This is a genomic window from Streptacidiphilus rugosus AM-16 (assembly GCF_000744655.1).
Classification (GTDB): Bacteria; Actinomycetota; Actinomycetes; order Streptomycetales; family Streptomycetaceae; genus Streptacidiphilus; species Streptacidiphilus rugosus.
In genome coordinates, this window is the sequence record NZ_JQMJ01000004.1 from 557,406 (window position 1) to 571,085 (window position 13,680).

A 13,680-nucleotide genomic window follows, 5' to 3' on the forward strand; every position below is an offset into this window, starting at 1 on the left:
CCGCCCGAGCAGAGCACCGCCCAAGGGCTCCCCCGGCCACGCACCGGCACCGACGGGCACCACCCGGTCGAAGGCCTCAGGCCCGCCACCGCACCTCCGCACCACCCGCACCGCGCTGCACCACCGCAGGCCCGCACCGCCGCACCGACGTACTGCCGCAGATCCGCACCGTCGCAACGCCGCACTGCCGCACTGCCGCACTGCCGCCACATCGCACGCCGCCGGTCCCCACGTCCGCACCGCCGCGCCCCGCGCATCCGCACCGCCGCACATCCGGTCGCGCCCCTTCGCGCGCGCCCCGGCACGCCCGCGCCCTCTCCCCGTTCGGATCCATCACCGCCGGGCCTGATTGTGAGCGATAACAATCACGCACGGCACCGGCCGCACCCCACCCACCCTCGCTCCGCCGCCACAGAACAGAAGGGCACCGATCACCATGACCGGAACGACCAGATCCCGCGCCACCGCCGCCGCCGTCGCCGTCCTGCTCGCCGTCACGGCCGCCGCGTGCTCCAAGAGTCCCTCCGGCTCTTCCGCCGCCCCCGCTCCTGCCGGCTCCGGCGGAGGGTCGGGCGCGGCGCCGGTCGCGCTGTCCGGGTCGGTGACGTTCAACCAGGACAACCTCGGCAAGCTCGACGCGGCGCTCAAGTCCGCACTGACCGGCAAGGACCTGTCCAAGGTCGACATCGCGATGGTCGTCAACGTGGCCGCCGACTACTGGAAGGCGGGCCAGGTCGGCTTCCTCAAGGGCTGCGCGGACCTCGGCGTCTCGAACGCCAAGTGCACCTACTTCGCCCCGCCCAACGGCAAGCTGACCGAGCAGAGCTCGGAGTTGGAGACGCTCCGCTCCCAGGGCGTCACCGGCTACTCGATCTCCGCGATCGACCCGACCTCCGCCGCGGGCACCATCCACACCGACGTCTCCGGCGGCATCAGCGTGCTGGCGATCGACTCCCCGCTGCCGGGCACCGACGCGGCCTCGCTCTACCTCGGCACGCCGAACTACACCGCCGGGTTCCAGGCGGGCACCGCGATGAAGCAGGTGCTGGGCGGCAGCGGGAAGGTCGCCATCCTGGTCGGCTCGCTCACCGCCTCCAACGCCACCCAGCGGATCCAGGGCTTCGAGGACGCGCTGAAGGGCACCGGCATCACCATCGCCCAGAAGGTCAACGACAACCTGTCGGCGGGCACCGCGACGTCCGACGCCGAGACCATCCTGGCCAACAACCCCGACGTCACCGGCCTGTACGGGGTGTACTCCTACGACGGACCGGCACTGGCACAGGCGGTCACCTCGGCCGGCAAGACCGGATCGGTCCACATCGTCTCGGACGACTCCGACGCACAGACCCTGCAGTTCATCCAGTCGGGCGTCATCTCCGGGACCGTCGTGCAGATGCCCTACCAGCAGGGTTACACGGGGGCCTACATCCTGGCCGCCGAGAAGGTGCTGGGCAAGGACGCCACCATGGCGATCGTCAAGCCCTACCTCGAGTCCGACGGATCGACCCTCAGCTCCGGCGTGGGCCTGGTGACCAAGTCGGACCTGAGCGCCTATCAGTCCCTCGAGTCGCAGCTGGGAATCGGCTGACCATGAGCGCAGCGAACCACCACCCCGGCCGCGCGGTCACCGCGCGGCTGCGGGGGGTCCACAAGTCCTACGGTCCGGTGCGCGTCCTCGACCTGCCGGAGCTCGACCTCTACGCCGGGCAGGTGGTCGGCGTCGTCGGGGAGAACGGCGCGGGAAAGTCCACGCTGATGGGCACCCTGGCCGGCTCGGTCCATCGCGACGGCGGCGAGATCGAGATCGACGGCCGGGCGCTGACCCCCGGTTCCACCGAGGCCGCCGGACATCTCGGCGTCGCCCTGGTGTCCCAGGAGTTCCCCCTGGTGGGCCAGTTGTCCGTCGCGGAGAACCTGCTGCTCGGCCGACGTCCGCGCGAGTCGCGCCGCAGACTGCTGGTCGACCGGGCGGCGATGCGCGCCGAGGCGACCGCGATGCTCGCAGAGATCGGGCTGTCGGCCACGGCGATCCCGGTCACCCGCCTGGTCCGGACGCTGCCCGTGCCGACCCGGCAGATGATCGAGATCGCCAAGGCCTGGGGCCGCGAACCGAAGCTGCTGATCCTGGACGAGCCGACGTCCTCGCTCGGTCCGGTCGAGGCCGAGGTGGTGCTCGGGCTGGCCAGGACGCTGGCCGAGCGCGGCGGTGCGGTGCTCTTCATCGGGCACCGGCTCGACGAGGTGCGGGAGGTCAGCGACCGGATCCTGGTGCTGCGCAACGGCAGACTGGTGGCCGACCTCACCCCGGCGGAGGCCGACGAGGAACGGCTGATCAGGGAGATGGTCGGCGGCGAGATCGCGCACGGCGAGCCGAAAGCCCGGCCCGCCTCCAGCCCGGTCATGCTCGACGTCACGCAGCTGACCGCCGACGGGCTCGGGCCGGTGGATCTGACGGTGCGCCAGGGCGAGATCCTCGGCGTGGCGGGCCTGATGGGTTCGGGTCGCAGCAGACTGATCCACACCGTCGCCGGCGCGCAGCCCTCGACCGGCGGCACCATGCTCCTGGGCGGCGCGCCGTACGCGCCGCGCGGGCCCGGGGACGGCACGGCGGCCAGGATCGCGCTGATCCCGGAGGACCGCAAGGAGCAGTCCCTGGTGGCCTTCGCGCCGATCCGGGCCAACGTCGTCCTCTCGGTACTGCGCCGGATCAGCACCCGGGGCCTGCTCGGGCCGCGGCGCGAGCGGGCCGAGGCGAAGCGGATCACCGAGAACGTCAACGTCCGGATGCAGTCGGTGGAGCAGCCCATCGGCTCCCTCTCCGGCGGCAACCAGCAGCGGGCGATCTTCGGCCGCGCCTTCGCCGCTGGCCCCCGTCTGCTGCTGCTCGACGAGCCCACGCGCGGCGTCGACGTAGGGGCCAAGGCGGAGATCTACGAGCTGATCGACCGCGCGGCCGAGGACGGCGCGGCCGTGCTGGTCGCCTCCTCCGAACTGGAGGAACTGCTGTGGATCTGCCACCGGATCGCGGTGATGAACCACGGCCGGGTGGTCGCCGTCCTCGACCGGACGGAGGCCACCAAGGAACGCATCATGACGGCCGCGGCCGGCACCTCCCACCCCTCCCGCTCCTCCCCCGACCGGGGAGCGACGCCACCAGGAGCGACCGCACCCGTCGCCGCCGAGCCAGGCGCCACCGAGCCTGTCGCCTCGGAGCCCGCCGGGTCCGAGCCCGCGGCCGGTTCGACCGACGCCCCCGCACCGCACTCCACCGACCCGCTGACGACGAAGAACGGAGCCTCCGCATGAGCGCCCAGAGCACGCTCGCACCCGAGCAGACCGCGCCGCGTGCGCGTCCGGCCGCCGCCGCACTGGTCCGCAGGCTCGCCGCTTCCCCGGAGGCCGGGGTGATCATCGCCTGCGTGCTGGTGTTCGTCGGGATCGCGGCCGACGCGCCCACCTACACCGCCGTCGGGAACCTCCAGGTGATGGGCCGTGACCTCTCCCAGGTCGGCATCCTCGCGATCGGCGAGTCACTGGTCATCCTGACCGGCGGCATCGACCTGTCGGTGGGGGCGCTCGCGGGCCTGGCCGGCATCCTGACGGCGTGGCTGAACGTCGACCAGGGGCTCCCCGCCCCGGTCGCGATCGTGGTGACGCTGGCGGTCTGCGGCGCGGTCGGCCTGTGGCACGGCACCATGGTCACCCGGCTGAACGTGCCGCCCTTCGTGATCACCCTGGTCACCTACACGGTGGCGCAGGGCACGGCACTGGCGATCACCAGCGGCTCGCCGGTCAACAACATCTCGCCGCTGTTCAGCAACCTGAGCCAGTACTACATCGGGGAGGTGCCGGTTCCCGCGCTCTTCTTCGTCGGGGCGGCCGTGGTCGCCTGGTTCGTGCTGGAACGCACGTACGTCGGTCGGCAGATCTACGCGGTGGGCGGCAACAAGGAGGCGGCGCGGCTCGCGGGCATCCCCACGGCACGGCGGATCACCTCCACCTACGTGGCGAGCGCGGTGCTGGCCGGGGTCGTCGGGATCCTGGTGATCGGCAGGATGAACGTGGCCGACCCCTCGGTGGGGCCGGGCTGGGAGCTGACGGCCATCGCGGCGGCGGTGGTCGGCGGGATGTCGCTCTTCGGCGGCGAGGGCCGGATCGCCGGCATCGCCGCGGGGGCGATCCTGCTGGAGTTCATCACCAACGGGCTGCTGGCGCTGAAGGTCAGCCCCTACGACCAGCAGGTCGTGCAGGGCGCGGTGCTGGGCATCGCGATCCTGCTGGACCGCGTCCGTGCACGCTACTTCGGCCGCGCACGACGCTGAGCGCGACGCGGTCGCGGTCGCGGTCGCGGTCGCGGAGAAGCTCGCCGCGCTGCCGATGGTCGGGCCGGTCCACTCCTACCTCCCCTGGCTCTCGGCCCTGCCGATCCTCGGCGACATGGCGTTCGCCCTGCTCGCGCTCGTCGCGGGTCCGGCCGGTCGCGCCGATCGGCCGGGCCGGGCCAGTCGGCCGGTCGGTCCGTGGGTCCCACCGGGCGGGCACGTCGCGCCGATCGGTCGGGCAGTCCCCCGGGTCCCGCCGGGTCGGGCCGGTCCGGCCGGGACCGCGGTGGACGGGCGGCGGGTGGGGCGGGTGCCTCCTCCCTCCCCGCCGCCGTCGTCGTCGGCCCCGCGCGCGGTGCCCTCCGCGTGTCCACCACCCGGGATGCGCGAGGGACTTCGTCCGATGCCTTGACGCTCAGCGAATGTTAGCGCTAACAATAGGACGCATCCCCAGCCCGCCTCCCGGGAGCCCGCCCGCCTCGCCACAGAATGTGAGCGTTCACATGAATCGCACACCGCCACCCCGGGTGACCGTCGGCGTGGACTTCGGCACCCTCTCCGGCCGCGCGGTCGTCGTCTCGGTCGAGGACGGCACGCAACTCGCCGACGCCGTGCACGAGTACCGCCACGGGGTCGTGGAGCACGCTCTCCCCGGGGGCGGGACGGCCCTCGGGCCCGACTGGGCGCTGCAGATCCCCGAGGACTGGCGCGAGGTGCTGCGCACCGCGGTGCCCAAGGCGCTCGCGCTCGCCGGGGTGACGCCTGATCAGGTCATCGGCATCGGAACCGACTTCACCGCCTGCACGGTGCTGCCGACCACCGCCGACGGCACCCCGCTCTGCGAGCTCCCCGCGTACGCCGACCGCCCGCACGCCTTCCCCAAGCTGTGGCGTCACCACGCGGCCCAAACGCACGCGGACCGGATCAACGCGCTCGCGGCCGAACGCGGCGAGGCCTGGCTGCCCCGCTACGGCGGGAGGATCTCCAGCGAGTGGCAGTACGCCAAGGCGCTCCAACTGCTGGAGGAGGACCCCGAGGTCTACGCCGCCGCCGACCGCTGGATCGAGGCCGCGGACTGGATCGTCCGGGAGCTGACCGGCGTGGAGACCCGGAACACCTGCACGGCCGGCTACAAGGGCATCCACCAGGACGGCCGCTACCCGGCCGCGGAGTTCCTGGCCGCGCTCGACCCCGGCTTCGCCGGCTTCACCGCCAAGCTGGACCACCCGCTCGCGCCGCTCGGCGGCCGCGCGGGCGCCCTGACCGCCCGGGCGGCGGCCTGGACCGGGATCATTGAGGGGACCCCGGTGTGCGTGGGAAACGTCGACGCCCACGTCACCAGCGCCGCCGCCCGGGCCCTCGACCCCGGCCACCTGCTGGCGATCATGGGGACCAGCACCTGCCACATCCTCAACTCCGACGTCCTGGCCGAGGTCCCCGGCATGTGCGGGGTGGTCCGCGACGGCGTGGTGCCGGGACTGTGGGGGTACGAGGCCGGCCAGAGCGGCGTCGGCGACATCTTCGCCTGGGCCGCGCGGACCGTGCTGCCGGAGTCCTACGCCGCCGAGGCCCGCGAACGCGGCCTGTCCGCGCACGAGCTGCTGACGGAGAAGGCCGCGGATCAGCCGGTCGGCGGGCACGGCCTGGTCGCACTCGACTGGCACAGCGGCAACCGCTCGGTGCTGGTCGACCACCGGCTCTCCGGGCTGCTGCTGGGCCTGACCCTGGACACCCGCCCTGAGGAGATCTACCGGGCGCTGCTGGAGTCCACCGCCTTCGGCACGCGGGTGATCGTCGAGGCGTTCGAGCGCGCGGGCGTGCCGGTCACCGAGTTCACCGTGGCCGGTGGCCTGGCGAAGAACCGGTTCCTGATGCAGCTCTACAGCGACGTGCTGCGCCGCCCGGTCAACCTGATCGGCTCGGACCAGGGCCCGGCCCTCGGCTCGGCGATCCACGCGGCGGTGGCGGCGGGGGCGTACCCGGACATCCCCTCCGCCTCGGCCGCGATGGGCCGGGTCGAGCGTGCCGTGTACCGCCCCGACCCGGCACGCGCCGCCGCCTACGACGCGCTGTTCGCCGAGTACCGCGCACTGCACGACCACTTCGGCCGCGAGCACGGCACTGGCGGTGCCGGCGCCATGCACCGCCTGCGCGCCCTGCGCGACGCGGCCCGCGTCGGCCTCGACCAGGAAGGCATCCCGCAGTGACCGACATCGACGCCCGCGCGGCCGAAGCCGCCGGCTCGGCCAACGTGATCGAGGCGCTGAAGGCCGAGGTCTGTGCGCTCCACGCGGAGCTGCTGCGCTGGGGACTGGTGGCCTGGACGGCCGGGAACGTGAGCGCCAGGGTGCCCGGCGCGGAGCTGCTGGTGATCAAGCCCAGCGGGGTCTCCTACGACGAGCTGACGCCGCAGAAGATGATCGTGGCGGATCTCGACGGCACGGTGGTCCAGGGCGACTACGCGCCCTCCTCCGACACCGCCGCGCACGCCTACGTCTACCGGGCCATGCCCGAGGTCGGGGGTGTGGTGCACACCCACTCCCCGTACGCCACGGCCTGGGCGGCGCTCGGCGAGCCGATCCCCTGCGCGATCACCGCCATGGGCGACGAGTTCGGCGACGACATCCCGGTCGGTCCGTTCGCGCTGATCGGGGACGACTCGATCGGGCGGGGCATCGTGGCCACCCTCGCCGGGCACCGCTCCCCCGCGGTGCTGATGCGGCAGCACGGCGTCTTCACCATCGGCGGCAGCGCCAAGGCCGCCGTCAAGGCGGCGGTGATGTGCGAGGACGTCGCCCGGACCATGCACCTGGCCCGCCAGCTCGGCCCGGTGGCCCGGCTGCCCCAGGCCGACATCGACCGTCTGCACGACCGCTACCAGCACGTGTACGGCCAGCAGCAGCCCACCACCGCGCACTCCGAAGGAGCCCCGGCATGACCCTTCCCGTCACCCATGAGGTCTGGTTCCTCACCGGCAGCCAGGACCTCTACGGCGAGGAGACGCTGCGCCAGGTCGCGGAGCAGTCGCAGGCGATCGCGGCCGAGCTGACCTCACGCCTGGCGGCGCCGGTCGAGCTGGTGTGGAAGCCGCTGCTCAAGGACGCGGCCGCGATCCGCAGAGCGATGCTGGACGCGAACGGCGCGGACGCCTGCGTCGGGGTGATCGCCTGGATGCACACCTTCTCGCCGGCCAAGATGTGGATCTCCGGGCTGGACGCGCTGCGCAAGCCGCTGCTGCACCTGCACACGCAGAGCAACGTGGCGCTGCCGTGGTCCACCATCGACATGGACTTCATGAACCTCAACCAGGCCGCCCACGGCGACCGCGAGTTCGGCTACGTGCAGACCCGGCTCGGCCTGGCCCGCAAGACCGTCGCCGGGCATGTGACGACGCCGTCGGTCGCCGCGCGCGTCGACAGCTGGATCCGGGCGGCGATCGGGCGCACCGAACTGTCCACGCTGCGGCTGGCCCGCTTCGGCGACAACATGCGGGACGTGGCGGTGACCGAGGGCGACAAGGTCGAGGCTCAGCTGCGCTTCGGCGTCTCGGTCAACACCTACGGGGTCAACGAGCTCGTGGCCGCCGTCGACGCGGCCACGGACGCGGCCGTGACCGAGCTGGTCAAGGAGTACCAGGACCGCTACGAGGTCGCCGCCGAACTGCGCGAGGGCGGCGAGCGGCACGAGTCGCTGCGCTACGCGGCACGGATCGAGCTGGGCCTGCGCGGCTTCCTCCAGGACGGCGGATTCTCGGCCTTCACCACCAACTTCGAGGACCTTGGCGGTCTGCGGCAGCTCCCGGGCCTGGCCGTGCAGCGGCTGATGGCCGACGGCTACGGCTTCGCCGGCGAGGGCGACTGGAAGACGTCCGTGCTGGTCCGGACACTGAAGGCGATGGCGGTCGGCCTGCCGGGCGGCACCTCGTTCATGGAGGACTACACCTACGACCTGACTCCCGGCAGCGAGCTGGTGCTGGGCTCGCACATGCTGGAGGTCTGCCCGTCCATCGCCGCCGGCACGCCGCGCGTGGAGATCCACCCGCTGGGCATCGGCGGGCGGGAGGATCCGGTCCGGATGGTCTTCGACGCGGCGCCCGGCGCGGCGCTGGTGATGGGCATGGCCGATCTGGGCGACCGCTTTCGGCTGGTCGCGAACGAGATCGACGTCGTCGCCCCGCCGCAGCCGCTGCCGAAGCTGCCGGTGGCCCGAGCCGTGTGGCGGCCCCGTCCCGACCTGGCGACCTCCGCCGAGTCGTGGATCACCGCGGGCGGCCCCCACCACACGGTGTACTCCAGCGCGCTCGACGGCGAGCAGCTCGCCGACCTGGCCGAGATGACCCGGACCGAGCTGGTCCTGATCGACGCCGCCACGACCCCGCGCGGCCTGGTCAGGGAGCTGCGCTGGAACCAGGCCTACCACCGGCTGGCCCAGGGGTTCTGACGGCGTCGGCGGACCGTCGGGGTGGCATGATCGCTCCCGGGCGTCCGCCCAGCCCGCAACGGCAAGAGCCACGATCGGAGCCTCCATGTCATCGTCGTCGCCGTCGAACGCAGCGCCCTCGGACCCCGCGCCCTCGGACCCCGCGCCGTCGGACGCAGCGCTGTGGACCAACTGGGCGGGCAGTCTCCGCTACTCGGCCGCGCGCCGTCACGAGCCGGCGAGCGTCGACGAGCTGCGGGCGATCGTGCGCGGGGGGACCCGGGTGCGGGCGCTCGGGAGCCGCCACTCGTTCAACACGGTGGCCGACACCGACGGCGATCTGGTCTCCACGGCCGCGCTGCCGCCGGTCCTGCGGATCGCCGGGGACCGGCGGTCGGTGCGGGTCGGCGGCGGACTGCGGTACGCGGCCGTGGCGGATCATCTGTGGCGGGAGGGGTTGGCGCTGGCGAATCTGGCCTCGCTGCCGCACATCTCCGTCGCCGGGGCCGTGGCGACCGGGACCCACGGCTCGGGAAACCGGAACCAGGGCCTGGGATCGGCGGTGCTGGCTCTTCAACTGGTCACTGCAGAAGGCGAGTTGCAGGAGCTGAGTCGGGCGGACGACGCGCCCGACTTCCCCGGCTCGGTGGTCGCGCTGGGCGCGCTCGGCGTGGTCACCGAGCTCACGCTCGCCGTGGAGCCGGCGTTCGAGGTGGCGCAGCGGGTCTGGCTGGGCCTGCCGCTGCCCCGGCTGGCCGAGCAGTTCGAGCAGGTCTTCGCCGCGGCCTACAGCGTCAGCGCCTTCACCACCTGGGGATCGGGCGAGGCGGCGATCTGGCTCAAGCAGCGGACGGACGCTCCCGGGGGAGCCCCGACCGTCGCCGGGGCCGTGCCCGCGACCACCGGTCAGCACCCGATCCCCGGTCTGCCGGCCGACCCGTGCACCGCGCAGCTGGGGGTGCCCGGCCCCTGGCACGAGCGGCTTCCGCACTTCCGGCCGGATTTCACCCCGAGTCGCGGCGACGAGCTGCAGTCCGAGTACCTGCTGCCCCGTGAGCGCGCGGCCGAGGGGATCACGCGCCTGCGCGCGCTGGGCGACCGGCTCGCACCGGTGCTGCACGTGAGCGAGATCCGCACGGTCGCCGCCGACGACCTGTGGCTCAGCCCCGCCTACGGAAGGGACAGCGTCGCCTTCCACTTCACCTGGGTCGCGGACGCCGCGGCGGTGCGGCCGGTGCTGGCGGAGGTCGAGGCGGCGCTGCGCCCACTGGACGCGCGCCCGCACTGGGGCAAGCTCGCGACCTTCTCGCCCGAGGACCTGGCGGTGGCCTACCCTCGCGCCGGCGACTTCGTCCGGCTGGCCCGGCGGCTGGACCCTGAGGGCCGTTTCCTGAACCGCTTCGTCGACGAAACCTTCGCCGCGGTCGTCGTTCCGCGGTGAGACCGGGCGTGTCCCGCACTGCGGGGCCGCCTCGTCGGGAAGGCTGGCCGCACGGAACCGCACCGCACTGCTCGGAGGGAGCTCCGCCGTGGCCGTCGACGTCGTGACCGAGACCGTGATCGCCCGCCCGCTCACCGAGGTGGCCGGTTACGCCCGGGACCCCTCGAACGCACCGACCTGGTACGCGAACATCACCTCGGTCCGCTGGCGGACCGAGCCGCCGCTCGCCGTCGGCTCGAAGCTGGACTTCGTCGCGCACTTTCTGGGACGGACCCTGAGGTACACCTACGAGGTGGTCGAGCTCTCGCCCGGACGGCTCGTCATGCGCACGGCCCAAGGGCCCTTCCCGATGGAGACCAGCTACACCTGGCAGGCCGTCGACGCCGACCACACCCGGATGACGCTCCGCAACCGCGGCGAGCCGGGCGGGTTCGCCAGGATGGGCGCGGGAGTGATGGCGGCCGCGATGCGACGCGCCAACACCCGGGACCTGGCGGCCCTCAAGCAGCTCCTCGAGGCCGCGGCCGCGGCCTGATCCAGGCCATGGCCGCGGCCCGCTCCGCAGCTGCGGATGAGCGCTGTGGGCGCTGTGCGCAGTGCGAGCGGCGGCTCAGCTCTGCGAGCCCATGCCCTTCAGCATGTCCTGCAGCACGCCCGAGGTCAGCTCGGACGCGCCTGCCGGTGCGGTGACCGCGGGCGCGTCGAGGGCGAAGGAGAGGGAGACCGGCAGCTGCTGTCCGGCGCCGGCCGGGTCGAGCTGGTTGAGGTCCATGGTGACCTTGGTGACGACGCCGTCCTTGAGGAAGACCTCGGCGGCGGCCTGCTTGTCCGGCACGTCCGTCGGCGCCCCGGTCGGAAGCTTGGAGCCCACGCCCGGGATGGTCCTGACGATCGGGAGCACAGCACCCTGGAGGTCCGTCACCAGCTGCCGGGCGGGGGCGGCCACCTGGATCTGCTGGACACCGTCCTTGCTGCCCTTGTCGGTGAAGGCGACGTCCTTCTTGAACACCCCGATGACCGCGTCGGACAGCTTGGTGCGCGTGGCGGCGTCGAGCGACGGCGCGGCGCTGGGGGTGATGCCGACAGGGAGTCCCGTGGTCGGGGCGTTCTTGGCGAGCTCGCCCGCCGCCTTGACGTCGATGCCCACCCACTTGTCCTCGAACAGGTCCTTGACGGCGCTGTAGGCGGCGGGCATCTGCGCCATCCCCGCGCGCATCTGGGCGATTTCGGTGCGCATGGACGCGTCGCCGCTGAGGCTGACGATCTGGTCCAGGCCGATCCGGACGTAGGCCTTCTCGCCGATCTCGCGGATCTCCACGAGGGGCTTGCCGTCCCCGGCGTGAACCTCCATCGCGAGGGCGGAGCCGGCCGGCAGGCCGGTGGCCTTCGGGTCCTGGAGCACCTTGAGGGCCTGCTGCACCGAGCCGGCGGAGCTCAGGGTGACGGTGGCGCCGAGGCCGGAGAGCTTGGTGGCGTCGGTCAGCTTGAGCTTGTCCGCGGCCGAGGTGCCGGCCAGCGCGACCAGCTGGGCCGGGGTGGCGTCCAGCGAGAAGGAGACCTTCACCGACTTGGCCGCGCCCAGCTTGTCGAAGCCGTCAGAGACCTGTTCGGCCGCACTGAGCTGCTTGGCGGTTCCACAGGCGGCGGCGCCGGCGGCGATAGCCACGGCGCAGGAGAGGGCTATGACGGTCTTGCGGGCGCGCATGCGTGAGCTCCTGAGGTCGGTTCATGGGGCGGCGTGGAGGGGCCCGACGGCTGAGCGCCGCGGTGACACCGCCCGCGCACAGTACCCGGACGGGCGGCACGGCGGCACACGGATTTCTCCGCGCCGCCCGTGGTGTCCCCCGGACTCCCCCACCGGTGACCCTATCTCACGCGTTCACAGGATCCTCGCAGGTCAGCACCGGGTCCGGAACATCCGGAAGATGACGTTCCATCCGAATCGCGCAACCGTCCCCGCGGATTGGTCTGGACCAGCTAGGGTCTGGCGCATGGACGAGGGAGACGTGCACACGCGCCCGCACTGGGCCCGCTCCGCACTTCTGGTGATCGACGTGCAGCGCGACTTCGTCGCCGGCGGTGCGATGCCGGTGCCGGGGACGGACGAGATCCTTCCCGCGCTCGCCGAGCTGGTCGACGCGTACCGCGCCGCCGGGAGGCCGGTGGTGCACGTCGTGCGCCTCTACGAGCCGGGTGGCGATGACGTCGACCTGCCGCGGCGGGCCGCGGTCCAGCAGGGAGGACGGCTGGCCGCACCGGGGAGCACGGGCAGCGAGCTGGTTCCGGCCGTACTCGGCGACCACCGGCCGGCACCACTGGACCCGGCGTCGTTGCTGACCGGCGCCCCGCAGCCGCTCGGCGCACGGGAGTTCGTGCTCTACAAGCCCCGCTGGAGCGCGTTCCACCGCACTCGGCTGGAGGAACTGCTGCGCGAGCACGGTGTGGACACCGTCGTCGTCGCGGGCTGCAACCTTCCCAACTGCCCCCGTGCCACGCTCTTCGACGCCAGCGCCAGGGATCTGCGCACGGTGCTGGTCACCGACGCGGTCTCGCAGTGGAGCCGGGAGCGGGGCGAGGACCTGGGCCGCATCGGCGTCCGGCAGGCGACCACCGCCGAGGTGTGCCGCGCCGTGGCCGCGGACGCGTAGGGCCCCGCCGGACGCCTCCGGACAGCCGTCCGGCCCGGCCGCAGGGACACGGTCGGGCCGGCAGGCAGGTTGCGGCGCAGGTCAGTTGTGACCGAAGCGCTTCTCCTTCTTGTGCGCCGACTGCAGCGCGTGCGTCGACTGCGATCCCCGCATCGGGGCTTCGGGCATGCTCATCGACGGCATGTCCGACCCACCGGACGGCATGGAAGCCTTGGAATCCGACATCGCGGCCTTGTCGTGCTGCTGCGCGGGGCGGCCCGCGGGGTGCGACGTCTTCTGCTTGCGGGGCTGGTTCTTGACCTTCGACATGGTGTTCTCTCCCAAATGGGGTGCGGCGCCGTGCTCGTGGGGACGAGCAAAGGTTTCGGCGCACGACCTCACCCTGGCAGCCTCCGGTCACACACGCATCTCGAACGACTGCGGAGCGTCACCGGCCGCCGCTGAGTGCCGAATGCTGCTCGGCACCGCGGTGCCGATGCCCGGGCACCAGGTCGTGCGCGGCAGCCAGCGCCGATCCCGCGCGCCCGCGCTGGCCGCCGGGGCCGTGGTGGGCGAAGGCCGTGGTCGTCGGCCCGTTCCCGGACGGCGCGGCCATGCCGCCGCCGGGCATCGGCGCCCACTCGGCACCCCCGGGCGCGGCGGCCATGCCGGTCCGGCGCAGCAGATCCTCCGCGCCCCGGCGCAACTTCTTGGACTGGTGAGCGGCCATCGCGGCTCTCCCTTCCAGGGTCGAGTTGATCGCACCAGTCTAGTGAGCAGCGCCCGTTTCGTCCCTTTCACCCATTCGCCCACCACCCCCGGCTCCCGGGCCCGCCCGACGCCCCGGCCAGCCCCTCGCCGCCCGCCG

13 protein-coding genes are annotated in these 13,680 nt (G+C 72.9%); 10 read left to right on the plus strand and 3 right to left on the minus strand.

The genetic code is table 11. From position 1 onward, the window contains the following. Positions 1–436: 436 nt before the first annotated feature. From BS83_RS11400 to BS83_RS11440, 9 genes are all read left to right on the plus strand, one after another. Positions 437–1,591 (plus strand): substrate-binding domain-containing protein, encoded by a 1,155-nt coding sequence (locus BS83_RS11400; protein ID WP_037603649.1) that lies wholly within the window; start codon positions 437–439, stop codon positions 1,589–1,591. A gap of 2 nt (positions 1,592–1,593) precedes the next feature. Further along, entirely contained in the window at positions 1,594–3,309 is a 1,716-nt protein-coding gene (locus BS83_RS11405) for a sugar ABC transporter ATP-binding protein (RefSeq protein ID WP_232248223.1), read from the plus strand. Further along, positions 3,306–4,325 carry an ABC transporter permease gene (locus BS83_RS11410; protein WP_051942942.1) on the plus strand — a complete coding sequence of 340 codons (1,020 nt, stop codon included), beginning with the start codon at positions 3,306–3,308 and terminating at the stop codon, positions 4,323–4,325. Before BS83_RS11405 ends, BS83_RS11410 begins: the two co-directional genes overlap by 4 nt. Beyond that, complete coding sequence (locus BS83_RS11415; RefSeq protein ID WP_037603650.1) at positions 4,294–4,737, plus strand: hypothetical protein; 444 nt, start codon at positions 4,294–4,296, stop codon at positions 4,735–4,737. Before BS83_RS11410 ends, BS83_RS11415 begins: the two co-directional genes overlap by 32 nt. Positions 4,738–4,828: 91 nt before the next feature. Beyond that, positions 4,829–6,532, plus strand: a complete 1,704-nt coding sequence (gene araB, locus BS83_RS11420; protein ID WP_037603651.1) for a ribulokinase — start codon at positions 4,829–4,831, stop codon at positions 6,530–6,532. Beyond that, positions 6,529–7,263, plus strand: a complete 735-nt coding sequence (locus BS83_RS11425) for an L-ribulose-5-phosphate 4-epimerase (protein ID WP_232248225.1) — start codon at positions 6,529–6,531, stop codon at positions 7,261–7,263. Before araB ends, BS83_RS11425 begins: the two co-directional genes overlap by 4 nt. Next, positions 7,260–8,765 (plus strand): L-arabinose isomerase, encoded by a 1,506-nt coding sequence (gene araA, locus BS83_RS11430; RefSeq protein ID WP_037603652.1) that lies wholly within the window; start codon positions 7,260–7,262, stop codon positions 8,763–8,765. Before BS83_RS11425 ends, araA begins: the two co-directional genes overlap by 4 nt. Positions 8,766–8,850: 85 nt before the next feature. Continuing rightward, positions 8,851–10,185, plus strand: coding sequence for a D-arabinono-1,4-lactone oxidase (locus tag BS83_RS11435; RefSeq protein WP_084713367.1), 1,335 nt, complete (start codon positions 8,851–8,853; stop codon positions 10,183–10,185). An 88-nt stretch (positions 10,186–10,273) separates the two neighbouring features. Beyond that, a complete protein-coding gene (locus tag BS83_RS11440) occupies positions 10,274–10,720 on the plus strand; it encodes an SRPBCC family protein (RefSeq protein WP_037603653.1) in 447 nt (148 codons plus the stop codon). Positions 10,721–10,795: 75 nt separating this feature from the next. On the opposite strand, the gene BS83_RS11445 is transcribed toward BS83_RS11440, so the two are convergent. Then, positions 10,796–11,890: a hypothetical protein gene (locus BS83_RS11445; RefSeq protein WP_037603654.1), complete on the minus strand. Its 1,095-nt coding sequence runs from the start codon at positions 11,888–11,890 to the stop codon at positions 10,796–10,798. Between the two features lie 286 nt (positions 11,891–12,176). Here BS83_RS11445 and BS83_RS11450 point away from each other — a divergent pair, with 286 nt between their 5' ends. Further along, positions 12,177–12,833 carry a cysteine hydrolase family protein gene (locus BS83_RS11450; protein ID WP_037603655.1) on the plus strand — a complete coding sequence of 219 codons (657 nt, stop codon included), beginning with the start codon at positions 12,177–12,179 and terminating at the stop codon, positions 12,831–12,833. 81 nt (positions 12,834–12,914) lie between these two features. Here BS83_RS11450 and BS83_RS11455 read toward each other — a convergent pair whose 3' ends face one another. Both BS83_RS11455 and BS83_RS11460 read right to left on the minus strand, forming a co-directional pair. Next, complete coding sequence (locus tag BS83_RS11455) at positions 12,915–13,142, minus strand: hypothetical protein (RefSeq protein ID WP_037603656.1); 228 nt, start codon at positions 13,140–13,142, stop codon at positions 12,915–12,917. 118 nt (positions 13,143–13,260) lie between these two features. Then, positions 13,261–13,542, minus strand: coding sequence for a hypothetical protein (locus BS83_RS11460; protein WP_037603657.1), 282 nt, complete (start codon positions 13,540–13,542; stop codon positions 13,261–13,263). Positions 13,543–13,680: the final 138 nt, after the last annotated feature.